Origin of the sequence: Kitasatospora sp. NPDC015120 (assembly GCF_043080305.1) — a bacterium.
Classification (GTDB): Bacteria; Actinomycetota; Actinomycetes; order Streptomycetales; family Streptomycetaceae; genus Kitasatospora.
Genome location: NZ_JBIBVJ010000003.1, coordinates 150,265 through 170,247 on the forward strand (window position 1 = coordinate 150,265; position 19,983 = coordinate 170,247).

General features: G+C 73.6%; 13 protein-coding genes. 4 read left to right on the plus strand and 9 right to left on the minus strand.

Features of this window, described 5'->3' with window-relative positions:
• Positions 1-5 precede the first annotated feature (5 nt).
• The 3 genes from ACF1AK_RS09460 to ACF1AK_RS09470 form a co-directional block, all read right to left on the minus strand.
• Positions 6-1,061: a D-alanyl-D-alanine carboxypeptidase family protein gene (locus tag ACF1AK_RS09460; RefSeq protein ID WP_391498166.1), complete on the minus strand. Its 1,056-nt coding sequence runs from the start codon at positions 1,059-1,061 to the stop codon at positions 6-8.
• Positions 1,062-1,331: 270 nt separating this feature from the next.
• A complete protein-coding gene (locus ACF1AK_RS09465; RefSeq protein ID WP_391498167.1) occupies positions 1,332-2,228 on the minus strand; it encodes a hypothetical protein in 897 nt (298 codons plus the stop codon).
• Positions 2,221-2,733, minus strand: coding sequence for a SigE family RNA polymerase sigma factor (locus ACF1AK_RS09470; RefSeq protein ID WP_391498168.1), 513 nt, complete (start codon positions 2,731-2,733; stop codon positions 2,221-2,223). Before ACF1AK_RS09470 ends, ACF1AK_RS09465 begins: the two co-directional genes overlap by 8 nt.
• Positions 2,734-2,985: 252 nt before the next feature.
• On the opposite strand from ACF1AK_RS09470, the gene ACF1AK_RS09475 reads away from it, so the two are divergent.
• Positions 2,986-3,738, plus strand: a complete 753-nt coding sequence (locus ACF1AK_RS09475; protein WP_391498169.1) for a hypothetical protein — start codon at positions 2,986-2,988, stop codon at positions 3,736-3,738.
• Between the two features lie 860 nt (positions 3,739-4,598).
• On the opposite strand, the gene ACF1AK_RS09480 is transcribed toward ACF1AK_RS09475, so the two are convergent.
• Positions 4,599-5,759, minus strand: coding sequence for an iron-containing alcohol dehydrogenase (locus ACF1AK_RS09480; protein ID WP_391498170.1), 1,161 nt, complete (start codon positions 5,757-5,759; stop codon positions 4,599-4,601).
• Positions 5,760-5,895: 136 nt separating this feature from the next.
• Here ACF1AK_RS09480 and ACF1AK_RS09485 point away from each other — a divergent pair, with 136 nt between their 5' ends.
• Positions 5,896-6,849: a LysR family transcriptional regulator gene (locus tag ACF1AK_RS09485; RefSeq protein WP_391498171.1), complete on the plus strand. Its 954-nt coding sequence runs from the start codon at positions 5,896-5,898 to the stop codon at positions 6,847-6,849.
• A gap of 106 nt (positions 6,850-6,955) precedes the next feature.
• On the opposite strand, the gene ACF1AK_RS09490 is transcribed toward ACF1AK_RS09485, so the two are convergent.
• The 4 genes from ACF1AK_RS09490 to ACF1AK_RS09505 all read right to left on the minus strand — a co-directional run bounded on the left by ACF1AK_RS09490 (position 6,956) and on the right by ACF1AK_RS09505 (position 10,165).
• On the minus strand, positions 6,956-7,726 hold the full coding sequence (locus tag ACF1AK_RS09490; RefSeq protein ID WP_391498172.1) for a choice-of-anchor P family protein: 771 nt from the start codon (positions 7,724-7,726) through the stop codon (positions 6,956-6,958).
• A 154-nt stretch (positions 7,727-7,880) separates the two neighbouring features.
• The gene (locus ACF1AK_RS09495) at positions 7,881-9,281 is read right to left on the minus strand and encodes a glycosyltransferase family 2 protein (protein WP_391498173.1); all 1,401 of its coding nucleotides are present in this window, start codon (positions 9,279-9,281) and stop codon (positions 7,881-7,883) included.
• Entirely contained in the window at positions 9,278-9,883 is a 606-nt protein-coding gene (locus tag ACF1AK_RS09500; protein ID WP_391498174.1) for an archaeosortase/exosortase family protein, read from the minus strand. The genes ACF1AK_RS09495 and ACF1AK_RS09500 overlap by 4 nt, the downstream gene beginning before the upstream one ends.
• Positions 9,884-9,967: 84 nt before the next feature.
• The gene (locus tag ACF1AK_RS09505) at positions 9,968-10,165 is read right to left on the minus strand and encodes a hypothetical protein (protein WP_391498175.1); all 198 of its coding nucleotides are present in this window, start codon (positions 10,163-10,165) and stop codon (positions 9,968-9,970) included.
• Between the two features lie 403 nt (positions 10,166-10,568).
• Here ACF1AK_RS09505 and wecB point away from each other — a divergent pair, with 403 nt between their 5' ends.
• Entirely contained in the window at positions 10,569-11,744 is a 1,176-nt protein-coding gene (gene wecB / locus ACF1AK_RS09510; protein ID WP_391498176.1) for a non-hydrolyzing UDP-N-acetylglucosamine 2-epimerase, read from the plus strand.
• Positions 11,745-11,995: 251 nt separating this feature from the next.
• Positions 11,996-15,799, plus strand: coding sequence for a hypothetical protein (locus tag ACF1AK_RS09515; protein WP_391498177.1), 3,804 nt, complete (start codon positions 11,996-11,998; stop codon positions 15,797-15,799).
• Between the two features lie 242 nt (positions 15,800-16,041).
• On the opposite strand, the gene ACF1AK_RS09520 is transcribed toward ACF1AK_RS09515, so the two are convergent.
• Complete coding sequence (locus ACF1AK_RS09520; protein ID WP_391498178.1) at positions 16,042-19,863, minus strand: ricin-type beta-trefoil lectin domain protein; 3,822 nt, start codon at positions 19,861-19,863, stop codon at positions 16,042-16,044.
• Positions 19,864-19,983 lie beyond the last annotated feature (120 nt).

Below are 19,983 nucleotides of genomic sequence, written 5' to 3' on the forward strand. Positions count from 1 at the left end.
CGCGTTCACGCCCACTCCCGTCGGCCGCCGTCGAGCGCGGGCAGGGCCTGCGGCAGCCGCTGCCGCAGCGCGTCGACGAGCCGCCCGCTGTTCTCCATCGCCGCCCGCATGCCCTCGGCGGGCGTCGTACCGGCGCGCTGGCCCAGGACCACGCCGAGGACGAGCCGGCGTCCCGTTCCGGCCCCGCCCTCCGGCACCTCCAGGGCCCACATCAGATTGCCGCCCGCCGGCGTGCTCGAACCGGTCTTCAGCCCCACCACCCCGGGGCGGTCGAGCAGCGTGTTGGTGTTGGGCAACGGCGCCGCGCGGCCCGGCAGCGTGGTGCTGCGCAGGGCCACGGTCGCGCGCAGCACCGGGTCCTTCATCGCCTCGCGGGCCAGCACCAGCTGGTCGGCGGCCGTGGACACGGTCGTGGGTTCGATCCCGCTGGCCCCGGTGTAGGACGTCGCGGCCATCCCCAGCCGGGCCGCCTCCGCGTTCATCCGCTGCACGAACGCCTCCTCGCTGCCCGCGTCCCAACGGGCCAGCAGCCGGGCCACGTTGTTCGCGGACGGGAGGAGCATCACCTCCAGCAGCTTGCGCTGGGTGAGCCGCTGGCCCGCGACCACGGGAGCCGTCGACTCGCTCGTCGAGGCCGACTCGGCCGCCGCCCGGGCGTCCACCGTGATCGTCGGGCCGTCCTCGCCGTCCCGGAGAGGGTGGTCCCGCAGAACGACGTACGCCGTCATCACCTTGGTGACGCTCGCGATCGGCACCGGCTGCTGCGGTCCGCTCACCCCCAGGACGCCGACCTTCGTCACGGCGACCGCCGACTGTCCCTCCTCCGGCCACGGCAGACCGAGGTCGACGACGGGCGCAGGAGCCGGCAGCGTCGGCGGCCCCTCGACCCGGACGCCTCCTTTCCGGACGCCGCCGGCCGCCTCCTCGTCCGGCAGGGTCGCCGCCACGCCGCCAGCGGCGCCCGCGACCAGGGCGGCGGCCAGCAGCCACAGCACCCTGCGGCGGGGCACCCGGCGGGGGCCCGGCGCGGCACCGGGATCGTGGTCTTCACGTTTCGTCACGGCGGACACGGCAACTGCCTCCCGGAGCAGGGGAACACGGAGCCCCGGTGGCACGGACGGCCACCGGGGGGGTGTCCCCAGACTCCGCGACGGCTGCTTCCAGCCGGTCGTCACCCGACTTCGGCCGGCACGCGATCGTGTATCAACTACGTACCGGTGACGCGGAAGGCGGGGAGGGAGGCGTCGTGGACGCGGCCGCGGGGGTCAGCCGTACCGGGCGCGTGACCCTCCCTCGCCGCCTGGACCGGCTCGCCCCGCCCGAAGCGGCGGTCACGGGCGGGGGTTCTTGACGTTGGGCTGCGTCTTCTGGTTGTAGATCTCCTTGCCGTCCGCGTCGTAGGCGTGGACGTAGGGCGCCGGGGGGAGGGCGTTCCCGTCGGGGGTGGTGGAGACGGCCGCCGTGTGGACGAAGGCGCCGCCCGCCATGACGGCCGGGTACTGCGTCGGGTCGTCGCCGTAGCTGACGGTGACCTTGGCGACCTCGGGCGTGTAGTGCCCGGCGCCCAGCGAGAGGTACTGCCCGGCACCGGCCCGCGCACTGAAGGTGTCGAAGAACTTGATCAGCCGGCCGGCGCCCCACGAGTGATCGTTGACGGACGTGGCGGGGACGGATGTGCTGCTGCCCCGGGCGCCCTTGGTCTCGCACTGCACGTACTGGCCGGCGGGGTCGACGGCGACGACCACGCCGTCGGTGTCCGCCGAGGCGACGGGAGTGCGGACCGCGATCACCGCGTGGAACCGGGAGGCGTCGGAGCCCAGGCAGGAGGCCAGGATCCCGGCGACGGTCCCGGCGTCGATCGGGGAGGTCGCCGTGCCGGTGACGGTGGTGGCGGCCGGGGGGCGGGGGGAGGCGGACGCGGGGGAGGCGTCCGTGGTGGCTGCTCCCGGGTGCGGTTCCGGCGACCGCGGTGGTTCCGGCGAGTGCCGTGCCCCCGGGGAGTCCGGTGATCCCGGGGAGTGCCCCGGCTCCGGGGAGCGCAGCGCCGAGGGGAGGGCCAGGCTCAGCGCTGCCGCGGCGCAGGCCGCCGTCACGCCCAGCGCGCGCCGGCGGTGGCGGCGCCGGTCGGCACGCCGGCGGATCTCTGCAGCGGGCAGGGTGGGCGCGGACAGCTGCGTGCCGAGCTGCCGCAGCCGCTCCCCGAGGGCGTCGTGGACGGGGTCAGACATGGAGCTTTCCTTCCTCACCGGGCGCCGTCCGGTCGGCGAGCATGGCCGCGAGCGCCGTCCGGCCGCGGGCGAGGCGGCTCTTGACGGCGCTGACGCTGGCGCCGGTCTCGGCCGCGACCTGCTCGACGGAGAGGTCGCACATGTGGTGCAGGACCAGGGCACCTCGCTGTGCCTCGGGCAGGTCGCGGAGCGCGGTGACCAGCATCAGGTGCTCCTCGGAGGGTGGCTCGACGGTGGGCGGTTCCCGGCGGTGGTGACGTCCGGCCAGGTGCAGGCCCCGGGCCAGACGCCGCCAGCGGGAGAGGGCCAGCCGCCGGGCCGTCGTCCGGATCCACGCCTCCGGGGCGTCGTCCGGGTCGAGGGTGCGCCTGCGGTCCCACGCGCGGACGAAGGCCTCCTGGACCACGTCCTGTGCTTCGGACCAGTCGCCGGTCATCGCGTAGAGCTGGCCGGTCAGGCGGGAGAAGGACGCGGCGTAGAACGCGTCGAACTCCTGTGGCGTCATCAAGGGCCTCTCCTACGGGACCGTCCTTCGGCTCGGGCACGGGTGGCCCGCGAGGAGGCACCCCCCGGCCCCGGCGGTGAAGCCGGGCGTCCCGGGCGGAGCCTCCCGCTCTGTACGCACGAGCGCCGCCCCGGCGTTGCGCCCGCGGCCTATGACATGGATCACGCGTGCGCGGCGCGACCTGCCGGACGCCGGGAGGCGTACAGGGTCGCCGGCGTCAACCGGACGCCCGCCAGGAAAGGACCCGGATCCATGCGAATCCGCCCGATCATGCTCACCGCCGCCGGCCTCGCCGCGGCCATCGCGGCCGCGGGGGGAATGGCCACCGCCGCTCCCGGCGCCCCCGCGCCCGCCCCCACGGTCCACAGCGAGCCCTCCGCCGCGCCGGTCGCCACGGCCTCCGGCAGCGTCCCGGCCGTCACCGGCGGGCCTGCCACCCCGGCCGCTTCCACCGTCACCGGCACGGCGACCTCCCCGATCGACGCCGGGACCGTCGCCGGGATCCTGGCCTCCTGCCTGGGCTCCGACGCGTCGCAGTACCAGGCGGTGATCGCGGTCCGCACTCCCGTCGCCTCGGCGGACACCGACGGCGTGGTCGTCGCCGTCGACGCCGCCGGCCAGTACGTGCAGTGCGAGACCAAGGGCGCCCAGGGCAGCAGCCTGTCCTCCCCCGCGACGTTCATCAACGACCGCCTGTGGGGCGCCGGTCACCTGATCGAGTTCTTCGACACCTTCAGCACGCGGGCCGGTGCCGGGCAGTACCTCTCGCTGGGCGCCGGGCACTACACGCCCGAGGTCGCCAAGGTCACCGTCAGCTACGGCGACGACCCGACGCAGTACCCGGCCGTCATGGCGGGCGGCGCCTTCGTCCACACGGCGGCCGTCTCCACCACCCCCGACGGGAACGCCTTCCCCCCGGCGCCCTACGTCCACGCCTTCGACGCGGACGGGAAGGAGATCTACAACCAGAAGACGCAGCCCAACGTCAAGAACACCGCTCCGTAGGCGCTACGTCCAGGTGCCCGGTGGCGGGGCGGCCGTCCCGGCGACAGCGCCGGAGCAGCACGGCGGTCGAGCACACGCCGAGCGCCGCGGCTTGCCGAAGCCGTTCCGCCACGAACGGATGCATCGACGGCGAGGCCGTCGGACGCTCCCCGGGTTCCTGCCGGTCATCGGATCGTCGACCCGGCCATGCCGTGGACTGACGCGCCGTCGGCGCGGACAGAGCCGTGAGTCCGACTGCCCCGGTCTCGCGGTGACGACAGGGGTGGCAGGCTCCGCACCCCGAACAGGATCCCCTGCGAACAGCCCCTGTCGTTCTGCGGCGGGCGACCGATCCGGTGGAGCCGCTGCTGCCGATCCGGCAGCAGCGGCTCGATCCGGCCCCGCGCATCGCCCGGCACCGACCACCGCGGACCCCACGGCCTGCTCGGCCGGCCGAGGGAGGAACGGACCTGGGCACCGCGATGTCCTGTCGGCTCCGGCAGGCCGCCGACGGCAGTCACACGGTCCGGACCCTCCACCTCGACGCGAGAGTGTGCGGGCCGTGGCGGGGCGCCGGGCGGCGGCGCGGGCGCCCACCTCGGGTGTCGGTGATCCGGTCGTGATGGCGGAGGACCGAGGGGGCAGCAGTTCCGCACGTACTGCGCACAGCCCCCGGCCGCCGCGGCCCGACGGCCGGTCACCGCTCAAGGGCCTCCGCCGCGGCCCCCCGGGCCGGGGCCGGAGGTGAGGTCACCCGGATCGTCCGGATCCAACGGGGGCGCCCGGTGCGGCGCCGGCCTCGCTCACGCCCGAGGAGCGGCAGCGCCCCCGGGACCGTCCTGGCGGAGACGCTCGACGCGGAGGCCTCCCGCGGGGCGGGATCAGGCGTAGATCCGGGTGTAGAGGGCCTGGATCTGGGCGGCGGTGGGGACGGCGGGATTGTTGGCGGGGGAGCCGGAGGCGAGGGCCTGGTCGGCCATCAGGGGGATCAGGCGGGTCCAGGCGTCCTGGGGGATGCCGTACGCGCGGGGGGTGGGGACGTCGAGGTCGCGGCAGAGGGCGCGCAGCGCGTCGACGAGCTTGTCCGCGGCCGCGTCGTCGGGGTCGGCGTCGGTCGCTGCGCCCAGGGCACGGGCGCAGTCGGCGTACCGGGCGGGGGCGGCGTGCACGGAGAAGGCCGTCACGGCGGGGAACAGCATCGCGTTCGACAGGCCGTGGGCGACGTGGAAGTGGGCGCCGATCGGGCGGCTCATGCCGTGCACCAGGGCGACGCTGGAGTTGGAGAAGGCGATGCCGGCCTGGGTCGCGGCCAGCATCATCGCCTCGCGGGCCCCGATGTCCGAGCCGTCCGCGTAGGCCCGGCGCAGATGGCGGCCGATGGTGGTGATCGCGGTGAGGGCCAGGCCGTCGGAGAAGGGGTTGGCCCTCCGGCTCACATAGGCCTCGACGGCGTGGGTGAGGGCGTCGATACCGGTGTCGGCGGTCAGCCGGGGCGGCATCGACATGGTCAGCTCCACGTCGACCACGGCGGCGAGCGGCAGGAACGCCGGGCCGGGACAGAGCATCTTCTCGTCCGTGGCGCTGTCGGTGATGACGGTGAACCGGGTCGCCTCCGAGCCGCTGCCCGCGGTGGTGGGGACGGCGATCACCGGCAGCGCCGGCCCGTGGTTGACCCGCGGTGCCTTGTAGTCGCGCATCTGCCCGCCCTGCACGCCCAGCAGGGCGAGGGCCTTGGCGGTGTCCATCGGGCTGCCGCCGCCGAATCCGATCACCGAGTCCGCCTCGTGGGCGTACAGCGCCTTCAGGCCCGGGGCGAGCGAGTCGGTGGTCGGGTCGGGCACGGTGTCGGCGAACAGCCGCGGGTGCAGCCCGGCGTCGAGCAGCGTCGCCGTCAGGCGCTCCGCCGCGCCGCTGCCGACCAGGAAGGCGTCCGTGACGAGCAGGGGGCGGCTCAGCCCCAGTTCCCGCAGGACGTCGCCCAGTTCGGCGGCGGCGCCGCGGCCGACGCGCAGGATCCGCGGCAGGGAGAGGCCGGCAACCATGGAGCACCCTTCGGTGGTGGGGGAGCGGTGGCCGGTCGCACCGGCCGGGAAGGTTCGACTGTGCCGCCCGCGCGGGTGTGCGTTCAACCGCCAATCGTGCAGACGGCCTGTGCACGCGTGCAGATACGCTGACCCGGTGCCCTCCCGTTCCCGCCCGGTCGGCGACCGGCTCCGCGCGGACGACCTCCGCTACCTGCTCGCGGTCGCCCGGACCGGCCGGTTGGTGACCGCGGCCGACGCGCTCGGCGTGGACCACACCACCGTCTCGCGCCGCATCGCCGCGCTGGAGAAGGGCCTCGGCGTGCGGCTGATGGAGCGCGGCACGGAGGGCTGGGCGCTGACGGACGCCGGGAAGGCCGTCTGCGAGAGCGCCCGCGCGATCGAGGACGCCCTCGTCCGCGCCGTCGACGCGGTGTCCGGCCGGGACGCCCCGTCACTGCACGGCACCGTCCGGGTCAGCGCGCCGGACGGCTTCGGTACCGTCTTCGCCACCCCGGCGCTGGCCGGGGTGCGCCGGTCCCACCCCCGGTTGCAGACGGAACTCATCACCGCGACGCGGCAGTTGCCGCTGCGCCCGGCGGGCTTCGACCTCGCCGTGACGATCGGCAGGCCGCCGCGGAGCCGGCTGGTCACCGAACACCTCACCGACTACGCCCTGGGGCTGTACGCGGGGGAGGAGTACCTCGCGCGGTGCGGCGCCCCCGGCACGGTCGCCGAGCTGCGGGAGCACCCGCTGGTCTTCTACATCGAGTCGATGCTCCAGGTGGGCGATCTCGACATCGAGCGCCATCTGCCGGGCACCACACCCGCGTTCTCCTCCACCAACGTCTTCGCCCAGGTGGAGGCCACCCGGCTGGGGGCCGGCGTCGGGGTGCTGCCCGCCTTCCTCGCCGACCGGGCCGGGCTGCGGCGGGTGCTGGCCGACGAGGTCGACATCCGGCTGCCGATCACCCTCGCGGTGCGCCGGGAGGCGGTGGGCCGCCCCGCCGTCCGGGCCGTGCGCGACGCGCTGCACCGGGAGGTCGCCGACCGCGCGGCCGAGCTGCTCCCCGGTCCGGGCCGCCGTGACGCTCCGGGGCATCCGCTCTGATCCGCGGTCCGCGGCCGGCCGAACGGGTCGGGCCCGGGGGCGCCCCGACCCGCGAACGGGCCGGGCGCCCTCGGGCCCGCGGGGGGACCGGGAGACCGGGGGCCGGTCAGCCGGCGGCCGGGGTGGCCGCGTTGCCGCTGCCGCGACGGCGCAGGTAGACGATGCCGAGGCCGGCGGCCAGGGCGGTGGCCCCGGTGGCGGAGGCGACCTGCGCGTTGATCATGGGAACGGGGGCGGCGGGCGGCGCGCCCCCGCACGCGGCGTGACCGATGATCAGGTTGGCGCCGTTGAGGGCCGGGAGGAGGGTGAAGTGGACGGCGTTGACGGTCAGCACGCCGTCGGCGTCGGTGCTCTGCTCGTTGAGGATCGCCTGGCCGATGCCGGGGATGGTGACGGAGGTGTTCGCCGGGGCGTTGGCCTGCAGGGTGACCGGGGGGAGCGGGAACGGCAGGGTGACGGTGCCGCCGGCGATGGTGCCGTTCCCCGTGGCGCCGCTGGGGGTGGCGTTGCAGGTGGCGTTGACGCCGGTCAGGGTCGCGGTGCCGAGCGCGCCGAAGTCGATGCCGAGGCTGTCGACGGTGGCGCTGGCGGAGGAGGTGCCCGTGGTCGGGTCGCCCGCGGTGGTCGCCGTCAGGGCGGAGTCGGTGGCGTAGGGCCCGGCGGTCAGGCCGACCAGGGTGGAGGTGCCGCCGGGCGGATAGGTGGAGGTGGGGGTCGGGGGGACGGAGGCCAGATTGCCGAAGGCGTCGGCGGAGACGACGTAGGCGTTGGCCTCGGGGGAGGTGAGCGCGGCGTACGCCGGGCCGGCCACCGCGGTCAGGATGCCTGCGGCGAGTGCGGTGCCGGCCAGGACGCGGGCGCGCGTGCGTGTTCTCACAGGGGGGCCTTTCATGCGGAAGAAGGGGGGCTGGCAGAAGGCACTACCAGCGTGCGCATGCGATGACCTGGTTGTGTGATTTTCCTACGCGCCACGGGGAGGTGTTGCGGAATACCCCTCGTGCGGCCCATCGCCGGGGCGCCGCGCGGGGCTGTCAGGAGGAGAACCCGCCGACGGTGGCCGACTGGTCGAAGCGGTCGATGGGGTCGATCGGGTCGAAGGGCGCGGGCTGCGCCGTGCGGGCGGTCTTGTGCCAGGAGTCCCGGCGGCGCAGGAGGCGCCAGAACGCACGGACCGCGACGACGTAGGTGGCGGCCGCGTAGAGGGCCAGGGCCAGGCCGTAGCCGAGGGCGGCGCCGAGGCTGAGGCCCGGTTCGCAGCGCCGCCGGTACAGCGGCCCCCAGATGGCGAACTCGCCCACCCCGATCAGCAGGTAGATCAGCAGCAGCGGGGCGCCGCCGTGCTGGAGGAAGTCGAGGGTGAACCGGGGGTAGGTGACGGCGTTGTAGGAGAAGGCCAGGATCGGCACCAGGTAGGCGACCAGGCCGATCAGCTGGAGCCAGGGCTGGGCCATGAAGTACAGGACCTCCAGGAAGCCGAGGGTGGTGAACTCGCGCGAGCCCCAGATCGGGCGCATGTAGCGGGCGCACTGCATGGAGCCCTGGGCCCAGCGCACCCGCTGGGTGAGCAGTTGCCGCACGCTCCACAGGGCCTCCTGGTCGACCCAGGCGTCGGTGGTGTAGCCGTTGCGCCAGCCGGCCAGCATCAGCCGCAGGCCCAGTTCGAAGTCCTCCAGCAGGGCCTTCCCCCAGGGCCGTTGGTCGTCGAGGCCGACCGAGTCCAGGGCCGACAGCCGGGTGAGCTGGCCGTTGCCGCCGACGTTGACGGTGCCGGTGTGCCGCCGGGTGATCTGCATGGCCGAGATCGGTCCGCGGAACTCCAGGTCCTGGAGGCGGGCCAGCAGCCGGGCGCAGCGGTTCCTGATCCGTCCGCGGTCGGGCAGCGGCCTGGCGACGTCCCGGTTGGACATCCGGACCTCGACCTGGACGCCGCCGATCCGCGGGTCGCCGAAGTAGGCGTCACCGGCGCACACCTCGAACGTGTTCGGGGAGGGGCGGCCGTCGGCGTCCAGCACGCAGACGATCACCCGGTCGGGGTCGGTGTCGAGCCACAGACCGGCGTTCAGCGCCTGGTACGCGGCGTTCAGGGCGTCGCCCTTGCCGGTCCGGGCCTCGGGGAGCCGCCGGGAGACGAGGTGGACCGGCCGGCCGGCCCGCTCCCTGGCCCGGACCAGGTCGGCGGTGCCGTCGGTGGAGTGGTCGTCGACCACCCACACGGTGGCCTCGGGGAAGTACTCGCCGAGGTAGTCGAGGGTGGTGCCGATGACGGCCTCCTCGTCCCGGCAGGGAATGAAGAAGTGCCAGTCGAAGGCCTCGGGGTCGCCGGGCGGCCGCGAACGGGCGCGCAGGTAGTTGCGCACGATGACGGCGACGTAGGCCAGGAAGCTGATGCCGAGGACGAAGGAGAGCGAGATCGAGGTGTCGAGGAGGGTCACTGTCCGGGCTCCTCGCCGTCACGGGCGGGCCGGCGGGCGACAATGCGCAGGTAGAGCAGGAACGCGGCGAGGGCGGCGGCCATCATCAGGACCGACCCGAGCAGCACGTGCGCCCAGCCGAAGCCCGCCTCGCCGAGGTGGTGCTGCATGGCGACGATGAGCGTGAGCCGGCCGAGGTTGGTGGCCACCAGCATGGCGGCGGCCACGGCGAACGCCAGCAGCATCCGCGCCGGCCGGCGGGTGCTGAAGAGCAGCAGCAGGCCGGTCAGCAGCGCGAACGGGGCGATCAGCATGGCGCTGCTGCACCCGGCGGTCAGCGCGATCCCGCGGTGGAGGCCGGAGTCCGTGCCCGCGTAGAGGACCGGGGCGCTCGGCCCGGCCAGGAGCATCGTGCGCAGGCCCAGCAGGTGCTCGACCAGCCATGCCGCCGAGGTGATCTCCCGGTGGCGGTAGTAGTGCTCGCCGGCGACGAGCATGCCGCAGGTGCCGAGCAGCACGGGCCCGAAGACCCGGCCGAGCACCGTGGTGCGGGCCGCCGCGGACCGGCGTCGGCGGGCCGGCCACGACGACGGCCCGGACAGCGGTGAGGTGTCAGTGAACACAGGGGCACTCCCGGGACGAAGGACAGGAAACGGGGCCGCCGCGCGGGATCGTTCCCCTGCGGCGGCCCCGGCTCGTGGATCGGTTCACCCTCGGTCGCGCCCCTGACCGTCCTGCGACCGGACGTCCGCGGCCAGCTGGCCGCGGCGGATCAGCGCGACGCCGGTGACCACCATCACCACCGCGACCGCCGCGGCGATCCCGAGGCCGGGAGAGCCGGTGGCGGCCAGCGCCCCGCCGGCTCCGACCGCCGGCGGGATCCCGCCGTGAATGTGTCCGTACACGAGGTTTCCTCCATTTCCACCAGGCGGCCGACACCGCTCTGCGGTGTCGGCCAGGAATCCCGATGGTGCTGGCCCGCTGCCCCCGGAAGGGTGACGCCACGCGCCGCCCGGCGGCGAATCCACCCGCACGCCGCATCCCGTGGAACCCGCCCCGGTGACGCGCCCCGGTGACCCGCCGCCGCTGACGGCCGGTCGGCGCGGGAGGAGTCCTGCGCCGTGGCCGCCGGTCCGGGGCGGGCTGCGGTCCGTGGTGGCGACCGGTCCGCGAACCGGCGACCGGTCCGCGGCGGGCTCTGGTCCGAACGGGGGGCGTTGCCGGATTCCGGCCGGAGTCCCCGCACTCCGCGGCCGCGCCGTGCCGATACTGCAGCAATCCCTCGTCACATATGACAATCGGAGAACAATGTCTTCCGTTGATGTCGCCCTGGTCTTCGGAACCCGGCCGGAAATCGTCAAACTCGCCGGCGTCGCCCGCCTCCTCGGGCCCCAGGCCAGGATCGTGTGGACCGGCCAGCACTGGGACGCCGGCCTCACCACCTGCTTCTTCGAGCAGTACGGGCTGCCCCGCCCCCACCACCTCCTCACGGGCGTCGGCGGCGAGGCCCGCGGCCAGCAGATCGGCCGCATGATCGCCGCCCTCAGCGACCACTTCACCAAGCGCCCCCCGGCCGTCGCCGTCGTCCAGGGGGACACCAACACCGCCGCCGCCGGAGCCCTCGGCGCCCACTGCGCGGGAATTCCCGTGGTCCATGTCGAAGCGGGTCTGCGCTCCTTCGACGACGACATGCCCGAGGAGACCAACCGGCGCCTCATCGCCCCCGTCGCCGACCTGCACTGCGCCCCGACGCCCACGGCCGCCGCCCACCTGCTGCGCGAGGGCATCGACGCCGGACGCGTGCTGGTCACCGGCAACACCGTCGTCGAGGCGACGCTGGAGACCCTCCCCGTGGAGGCCGACGCCCACCGGGTCCTCGCCCGCTACGAGGTGGTCCGGGACGCCTACGTGCTCGCCACCGTCCACCGCCCGGAGAACACCGACGACCCCGCGCGCCTGGCCCAGCTCCTCGACCAGCTCGCCGCCGCCGGCCTGCCGGTCCTGATGCCGCTGCACCCACGCACCCGGGCCGCCGTCGACCGCTACGGGCTGCGGCGCTCGGTCACCCGGCTGCGGCAGATCCCCCCGCTCGACCACGCCACCTTCCTGGCTCTGGCCCGTCACTGCCGCCTGCTGGTCTCCGACTCCGGCGGCGTGCAGGAGGAGTGCACCGTCCTCAAGCGCCCCCTGATCGTGGTCCGCAACTCCACCGAGCGCCCTGAGGCCGTCCGGGCCGGCTTCGCCCGCCTGGCCCAGCCGGGCCGCCAACTCGCCTGCGCGCTGCGCGAGATGCTCGACGACTCCACGCTCACCGGCCGCCTCGCCCGGGTCCCCTCGCCGTACGGCGACGGCAGCGCCAGCGCCGAGATCGTCGCCGCCGTCCGCGCCCGCTACCTCACTCCCGACCGCACGCCCGGCGCCCAGCTGCCGGCCCCCGGGTACGCGCCGGACCGGGCCGGCGCCGTGACGGCCCATCGGCCCTGAGGCCTGGCGGGTCGTCAGCGTCCGGTGGTCCGTCCGATCGCACCGGCGGCCCTGATGGATCAGGTGATGGCTCGCCGGGATGACAAATAGTAATATTGTGTGCACAGAGTGTTTCCATGACAAGAGACCTTTGCGGTCCGTCGCGGCTCCTGAAGCGCACGGCCCGCCTCGTGACGACAGCGACGCTGGTGGGATTCCTCAGCACCGGGCTCACCGGATTACAGGCACGGGCCGAAGCGGTGCCCCCACAGGTGCGGGCGAGCACGGGCGACCGCGTCCTGGCGACCGGCACGCCACTGCTCAACGAGACCTTCACCGGGGCCACGGCGGACCCGCGCTTCACCGCCGTGGGCAGCGCCTGCCTCACCGGCGCGCCCATCGGCGTACCCGGCCCCGGCAGCCACCCGCTCACCGGCTGCCCGGCGGTCCAGGTCGGGCCGGTGCCACCGCACAACGGCGCGCCGCACGGATACCTCCAGCTCACCGACGCCGGCTTCGACGAGGCCGGCGCCGTCCTGTTCGACCAGGCGCTGCCCGCCGGCAACGGCCTGGACGTCACCTTCGACCAGTGGCAGTACGGCAGCACCACGCCGGCCCACCCGGCCGACGGCATCTCCTTCTTCCTGGTCGACGGTGACACCGAGCTCACCCACCCCGGCGCCTTCGGCGGCAGCCTCGGCTACGCGCAGAAGCTGCCCGACGACAACCCCAACCTGACCTTCCTGCCCGGTGTCGACCGCGGCTACCTCGGGGTGGGCCTGGACGTGCTCGGCAACTACTTCGGCGACTGGGAGCACCGCGGCAACGGCTGCGCGACGCGCTCCCCGGCCGGCACCGGGATCCACGTGCCCGCCCCCGGCGCCAACATGGTCACCGTGCGCGGCCCCGGCGACGGCACCACCGGCTACTGCTTCCTGACCGCGACGACCAGCAACTTCACCACCACCGGCCCCTGGCCCTCCACCCTGCCGGGCACCCTCCAGGGCCCGCTGACGGTGATGCCGCCCGGGGTGACCCCGGCGCAGGCGGAGACCCTGCTGGAGCCCTCCCGCCGCCGGGTGAACGTGCACCTGACGCCCGCGCCGAACCCGGTGCTGACGGTCAGCGTCGACTTCAACAACGGCACCGGCTCGCACCAGGTGCTCTCCACCCCGGCGCCCCAGCCGGTCCCCTCCACCTACAAGTTCGGCTTCGCCGGGTCCACCGGCGCCTTCACCGACGTGCACCTGATCCGCAACGTCACCGTCACCACGGACCAGCCGCTGCCCGCGCTGAACCTGGTCAAGCAGGTCCGCCGGCCGCTGCCCGGGCTGATCACCGTCGGCACGGAGCTGCAGTACGAGTTCGTCGTCACCAACTCGGGGAACGTCGCGATCGACAACCTGGGCGTCAACGACCCCAAGGTCGGACCGGTCAGCTGCCCCGTGGTCGTCCTGAACCCCGGTGCGACGGTCACCTGCACGGCCACCTACCTGGTGACCGCCGCCGACGCCCAGGCCGGCCAGGTGCCCAACACCGCCGTGGCCACCGGCACCGCCGACGGCTCCCCGATCACCTCCCCGCCCGCCTCGGACAACGTGCCGGTCGTGGCACCGCCGGGCATCGACCTGAGCAAGCACGTAGACGCCCCCGGGCCGTTCGCGGTCGGGGACGTCGTGCCGTACAGCTACGTGGTCAAGAACACCGGCGGTGTCCCGGTGGACGGCCTGGTGGTGACGGACGACAGGGTCGCCGGCGTCACCTGCGACGCCACCACGCTGGCCCCGGCCGGCAGCCCCGGCGACAGCACCGTCTGCCACGGCAGCTACACCGTCACCCAGGCGGACGCCGATGCCGGCCAGGTCATCAACAACGCCCTCGCCCAGGGCGTGGCCGACGGAGCCCCGATCACCTCGCCCCCGGCCCAGGCCACCGTCCCGGTGGTGTCGACGTCGAGCCTGGGCCTGACCAAGCAGCCGAGCACCCCCGGCCCGGTGCACGAGGGCGACACGGTCACGTACACCTACACGGTGACCAACACCGGCACGACCACGGTGAACGCCCTGGCCGTCGCCGACGACCACGTCACGCCGGTGACCTGCTCGGCGACGACCCTCCTTCCCGCGCAGAGCACCACGTGCAGCGGCAGCTACGTGGTGACCGCCGCGGACGCGGTGGCGGGCCAGGTCATCAATGTGGCGACGGCGAACGGCCTCAACCCGCAGGGCCTGCCCGTCGAGAGCCCCCCGGCCCAGGCCACCGTCGTGGTCGCGGGCGTCGCGAGCCTGTCGCTGTCGAAGCTGGCGGACACGGCCGGTCCGGTGAACGTGGGTGACACGATCACGTACACGTACACGGTGACGAACACCGGTACGGCGGCGGTGCACGACCTGACGGTGATCGACGACCGGGTGTCGCCGGTGACGTGCACGGCGACGACGTTGGCCGCTGGGGAGAGCACGACGTGCACCGGTAGCTATGTGGTGACGACCGTGGATGCGGTGGCGGGTCAGGTCATCAATGTGGCGACGGCGACTGCGCTTGATCCGCAGGGTCTGCCGGTGGTGAGTCCGCCGGCGCAGGAGACGGTGCCGGTGACGTCGGTGGCGGGGTTGTCGTTGACGAAGCGGGCGAGCACGGCTGGTCCGGTGAACGTGGGTGACACGATCACGTACACGTACACGGTGACGAACACCGGTACGGCGGCGGTGAACAGCCTGACGGTGACGGATGACCGGGTGTCGCCGGTGACGTGCACGGCGACGACGTTGGCCGCTGGGGAGAGCACGACGTGTACCGGTAGCTATGTGGTGACCGCTGCGGATGCGGTGGCCGGGAGTGTGACGAACCATGCGACGGCCAACGGTCTCGACCCGCAGGGTCTGCCGGTGGTGAGTCCGCCGGCGCAGGAGACGGTGCCGGTGACGTCGGTGGCGGGGTTGTCGTTGACGAAGCGGGCGAGCACGGCTGGTCCGGTGAACGTGGGTGACACGATCACGTACACGTACACGGTGACGAACACCGGTACGGCGGCGGTGAACAGCCTGACGGTGACGGATGACCGGGTGTCGCCGGTGACGTGCACGGCGACGACGTTGGCCGCTGGGGAGAGCACGACGTGTACCGGTAGCTATGTGGTGACCGCTGCGGATGCGGTGGCCGGGAGCGTGACGAACCACGCGACGGCCAACGGTCTCGACCCGCAGGGTCTGCCGGTGGTGAGTCCGCCGGCGCAGGAGACGGTGCCGGTGACGTCGGTCGCGGGGCTGTCGTTGACGAAGCAGGCGAGCACGGCCGGTCCGGTGAACGTGGGTGACACGATCACCTACACCTACACGGTGACCAACACCGGTACGGCGACGGTGAACAACCTGACCGTCACCGACGACCGGGTCGCTCCCGTGACCTGCGTCGCGACCACCCTCACCGCCGGGCAGAGCACCACCTGCACCGGCAGCTACGTGGTCACCAGCGCGGACGCAGCGGCCGGGAGCGTGACGAACCACGCCACGGCGAACGGTCTCGACCCGCAGGGCCGGCCCGTCCAGAGTCCGCCGGCGCAGGCCACCGTGCAGGTGGCGGGCGCGACGTCGGGCCTGTCGCTGACCAAGCAGGCCGATGTGTCCGGCCCCGTCCACCCCGGTGACACGATCACCTACCTCTACCTGGTGACCAACACCGGGACGACCACGGTGACCGACCTGACCATCAGCGACGACCGGGTCCCGGACATCGCGTGCGAGGCGACGACCCTCGCTCCCGGGCAGAGCACCACGTGCACCGGCAACTACGTGGTCACCGAGCAGGACGCCAAGGAGGGCCACGTCACCAACCGCGCGACGGCCAACGCCGTGGACCCGGACGGCCGGCCCGTCCAGAGCCCGCCCGTCGAACTCTGCATCACCGTCGAGGAATGCCCGCCCCCGCCGCACCACGGCTACGGGTCCGACTACCCCGAATACCCCGAGCACCCCGAGTTCTCCGAGTTCTCCGGGCGTCCTGACTACCTCGACTACATCGACCACCTCGACCACTTCGGCTACTTCGGCTACCTGGTCGGGCCGCGTGAGCGGTGAGCGATCCGGGCCGATAGCCGGCCCGGGTCCGGCACCCGGTCCGTCGCCGTCGTTCCGGCGGCGCCGGACGGTGCCTCCCGGGTCCCCCTCCCGCCCGGTCGCACGGCCCCCGCCGCGGCTCCGTCCTGACGGAGCGCACGGAGCGGGGGACCGATGACGGCCTGGCTCCCGCCTCGACACGGCGGCCCCACCGGACGGATGTCCGGCGGGGCCGCCGTGGTGCGCGGAGGGGTGTCAGGGGGTCAGGGCCCGGTCTCCACGGTCAGGGTCCACTGCTGGTTGGCCTGGAGCGTGGGGCAGTCCCAGATGCCGAGCCGGATGCCCTGGTTGGCGTCCCAGCCCGGGCGTTCCAGGCAGCGGCCGGTGGGGGCGGAGGCGGTGGTCGTGGCCGGGAGGTAGATCCGGCCGTCGGGGGTCATCGCCCACTTCTGGCTCGGCTTGTTGCCGCAGGTGGCGAGGACGACCTTGGTCCCGTTGGCGAGCGAGGGGTCCTGTGCGGTCAGGCAGTAGCCGGAGGCGCGGACGGTGCCGTCGATGCCGAAGGTGAACCGCTGGTTGACACTGCTCCAGCAGCCCCAGACCGACATCTCGGCGCCGTCGCGCGGGCCGCCCTCGGCGTCGGCGCACTGCCAGGGGACCTGCTTGGAGTGCAGGGCGACGCTGGTGTTGGCGTAGCCCATGAAGGAGATGCCGGAGAAGCCGTCGACCTTGCCCTTGGCGTCGCCGGTGCCGGTGAAGACGGCGATGGCGCCGGTGTTGTCCATGACCCAGAGGTCGGCGAAGCCGTCACCGTTGAAGTCGGCGGCGCCGATCTTGGGGTGGTTGGCGGCGGTCAGGCCGTCGCCCCGGTCGATCAGCTTGCCGCTGTTGGGCTTGGTCAGCGCACTGAAGTCGGTCTCGCCCTGGGCGGTGCGGGTGATCGGGTAGGAGAAGACGTCGCCGGTGGCGCGGTGCCGGGCCCAGAGGGTGGCCTGCCAGGCGTCGGGGTGCTCGGGCGTCGTGGTCACGCCGTTCGCGGGGCCGGGATTGATGAGGTCGTACTCGTCCCAGCTGCCCGATCCGGGAGCGGTCGGGATGAGCAGGGCCGGGGAGTTGACCTCGTTCCACTTCAGTTCGTGGGCGTCGTGCAGCCAGAGCCGGCCGCCCTCGACGGTGAGCACGGAGGTCTGGCTGATGATCTTGGTCTGGGCCGGGTCGGTCGGGGTGGCCGGGAACTTCTGCGTCAGTTCGCCGCTGGGGGTGCCGAGGGCGACCACCTGGCTGACCTGGGACCAGTCGGAGGCGAACGGCCGGTCGGCCGGGCAGGCCAGGCCGGAGGACGGGACGGCCGCGCAGGCGGTGGCCGGCTGCCGGGTCAGCGGAATCCGCGTGTACTGGTCGTACCGCCCGGTGCCGTCGTTGTCGATCAGGTAGAGGTTCTTCTTGAGGTTGGCGTCACGGGTGTTGTGCACGATCAGCTGGTCCAGCGCCCCGGCCTCGTTGAGCGTGCCGCGGTGGGTGACCTGGTAGTCGGCCCAGCTGGTGGTGGTGTCGTTGACGCCGTTGCGCGGTGCGCTCGCGGCGGTGGCGGTGATGGCGCGGGACGGGTCGTTGTTGCCGCTCAGGGTCCGCAGGTTGCCGGCCGCGTCCGGGGTGACGATGTCGGGGATCTGGTCGCCGTCGGTGTCGCCGAAGATCGGGGCGGTGCCGGGCTTCCAGGGGGCGTAGAAGTTGTAGTCGGCGCGCTGGCTGTAGTTGCCCGCGACGTCCATCGCCCACGCGTAGACGGAGTTGGTGCCCCAGCGGGTCGGGGCGAAGGAGACCGACGCGCCCGGGCCGTAGGTGCCGGACTGGCCGCACTCCCAGCCGACGACCGGGGTCGGGTCGGTGCTGAAGCGCACGCAGGCGATGCCGGAGGCGCGCAGGCCGGCGGCGGGCGCCGGGTCCTCGGCGTTGATGACGAACGTGCCCGGGTGCTCGGGGTCGTTGGCGAACCGGGTCGGGTGGTCATTGGGCGTGCCGGACGGCGGGAAGTCGGTGGAGCTGATGCTGAGGCGGGGGTTGGTGCGGTCGACGCGGAAGTAGCACCACGCGCTGGACGGCGAGGTCAGGGCCTCGTCGGTGACCCGGGCGAGCCAGCCGTACTGGTGGCCGTCGGAGAGCGAGCCCACCGGCAGGGTGTAGCCGGGGTCGTTGTAGCTTCCGCCCCAGCCGCCGTCGGCGATGGAGAAGTTGGGGTCGTTGTCGTCCCAGACGTGGAAGCCCGTGTAGAGGCTCTGGCCGGTGGGGGACCAGCTGTTGGCGGTCAGGTAGATGTTCTGGTTGTTGCCGACCCAGCCCGGGTTGTCCCACGGGTTCGCGCCGTTGCTGGTGCACTCGGCGGTGGTGTGGTTGTTGGCGAAGCCCGGCGCCGGGCTGGTGCGCGGGTACCAGATGGTCGGGGTGATGTCGTAGGTGCTGGCGATGCTGGGGTTGCTGGCGATCTTGTGGCGGTAGAGCTTCTCCCACTCGGTCGCCTGCGGGGCGATGCCGATGGTCCAGACCTGCCACTTCTCCGCGGCGGCGCGCTGCATCCAGCCGGTGACGTCGACGGCCAGCGGCCCCGACCCGGTGATGTGCTGGGTGCCGACGTAGTCGCAGCTGTCCATGATCAGGTTGCCGTTGGTGCCGCACGGCTGGTTGTTCCAGTCGCTGGTCTCGCCGATGGTCCGGCCCTGCGGCGCCGAGTAGACGCCGAGGTCGGTCGGGGTGCCGGGGCTGGAGGCGTCGGTGACCTGGCCGTTGAGCGTGGAGGTGTAGAGGGTGGGCGGGAACTGCGCCCCGTGGGGGATGGTGGACAGGGCGGGGTTGATCCGGATCTGGAAGTAGGCCCGCTCGCGGCCCTCGACCGCGCAGTTCAGCTGCGGGTCGCTGCTGTGGTAACCGCAGTACCCGGTGGAGAGGTTGGTCTTCTTGTTGTAGTTCCTGGCGGTCTTGTAGTTCTCCTGGACCTGCACCGAGCCCTCGGAGGTGCTGGCGGCCGAGGTGAAGGTCGGGTCGAGGTACCAGGGACCGGTCCCCGAGCCCAGGGCGGCCCGGTCGGGCGTCAGCTCCAGGGCGCCGTTGGTGACGGCCGTGGTGATCGCGGCGACGTTGGCGCCGTCCCCGGGGCCCTCGGCGGTGGAGGCGGGCGGCGGCGGGGGCGCGTCGGGATCGTTGCGCGGGGCCGCCGACCGGCGCGTCGCGGCCGACGTGGCCGGGGCGGCGGCCGGCGCGGGCCGGGAGGAGTCCCACTGCAGGGCGGCGGTGGAGCGGAAGCGGACGGTGCCCTGGTCGTCCTTGACCTCCACCTCACCGGAGTCGGTGGTGGAGGCGTTCAGTCCTTCGGCCTTGAGCGGGAAGCGCAGGGTCCTCAGGGCCGGGTCGGCGGCCGCCTCGGCGGTGCGGACGACGATGACGTCGCGCCAGCCGCCGTCGGTCAGGGCGGTGAGCTGGAGGTCGACGCCGGGCAGGACGTCCGCGTAGGTGGCGGTGGCGCCGTCGAGGGTCGGCTTCGGGAGGGCGAACGGGGCGTCGAAGGAGAGCTTCTTGCCGTCCTCGGTGGCGAGCGTCGCCATGGGGCCGCGGCCGCCGCCGGAGAAGGTGACCGGGGTGGAGGAGACGGCCGGCGCGAGGGTGCCGTCGGGGTTGGCGCGCAGCGTCGCGTCGAGCTCGGCCCAGCCGCCGGACCTCTTGGTGCGGACGGGCGCGCTGTTGTCGGTCGTGGTGAGGGTGCCGTCCGGGTTGGCGACCGTCCGGGAGGACTCGGTGGTCATCGCCTCGACGACGACCGGCTTGCCGGTCGACTTCGCGGTGGTGATGGCGTCGAGCATGGCCTGCTGCTCGGGGGTGCGCTGCGGTGCGGTCCCGGTCGGCGTGACCGTCGCCGGGCTGCCGCCGGCGGGGCCGGGGGCGGCCACCGCCGCGGGGGCGCCCGTCCCCCCGAGCAGGCCGAGGCCCAGCGCGAGGCTGGTGCCGAGCGCGGCGAGGGCACGGTTCGGCGACCTGCGGGGGCTGGTGCGAGGTATCCGGTTCGGCGGTGATTGGGTGCTTCTGATGGACGACATCGGTCCCCTCCGGTGAAGCCCGCCCCTCCGGGGCGGCGTGTGCGGGAACGAACGATGCTTGTCGGCCGGGGGGTTGGTCAATCCCATTCGGCGCTTTGTTCCCACATGCCCCATTGGCAC

Excerpts from the sequence above, each read along its gene's own strand:
- ACF1AK_RS09465 (WP_391498167.1), bottom strand. The coding sequence starts at position 2,228 with ATGTCTGACCCCGTCCACGACGCCCTCGGGGAGCGGCTGCGGCAGCTC.
- ACF1AK_RS09470 (WP_391498168.1), bottom strand. The coding sequence starts at position 2,733 with ATGACGCCACAGGAGTTCGACGCGTTCTACGCCGCGTCCTTCTCCCGC.
- ACF1AK_RS09475 (WP_391498169.1), top strand. The coding sequence starts at position 2,986 with ATGCGAATCCGCCCGATCATGCTCACCGCCGCCGGCCTCGCCGCGGCC.
- ACF1AK_RS09480 (WP_391498170.1), bottom strand. The coding sequence starts at position 5,759 with ATGGTTGCCGGCCTCTCCCTGCCGCGGATCCTGCGCGTCGGCCGCGGC.
- wecB (WP_391498176.1), top strand. The coding sequence starts at position 10,569 with ATGTCTTCCGTTGATGTCGCCCTGGTCTTCGGAACCCGGCCGGAAATC.
- ACF1AK_RS09520 (WP_391498178.1), bottom strand. The coding sequence starts at position 19,863 with ATGTCGTCCATCAGAAGCACCCAATCACCGCCGAACCGGATACCTCGC.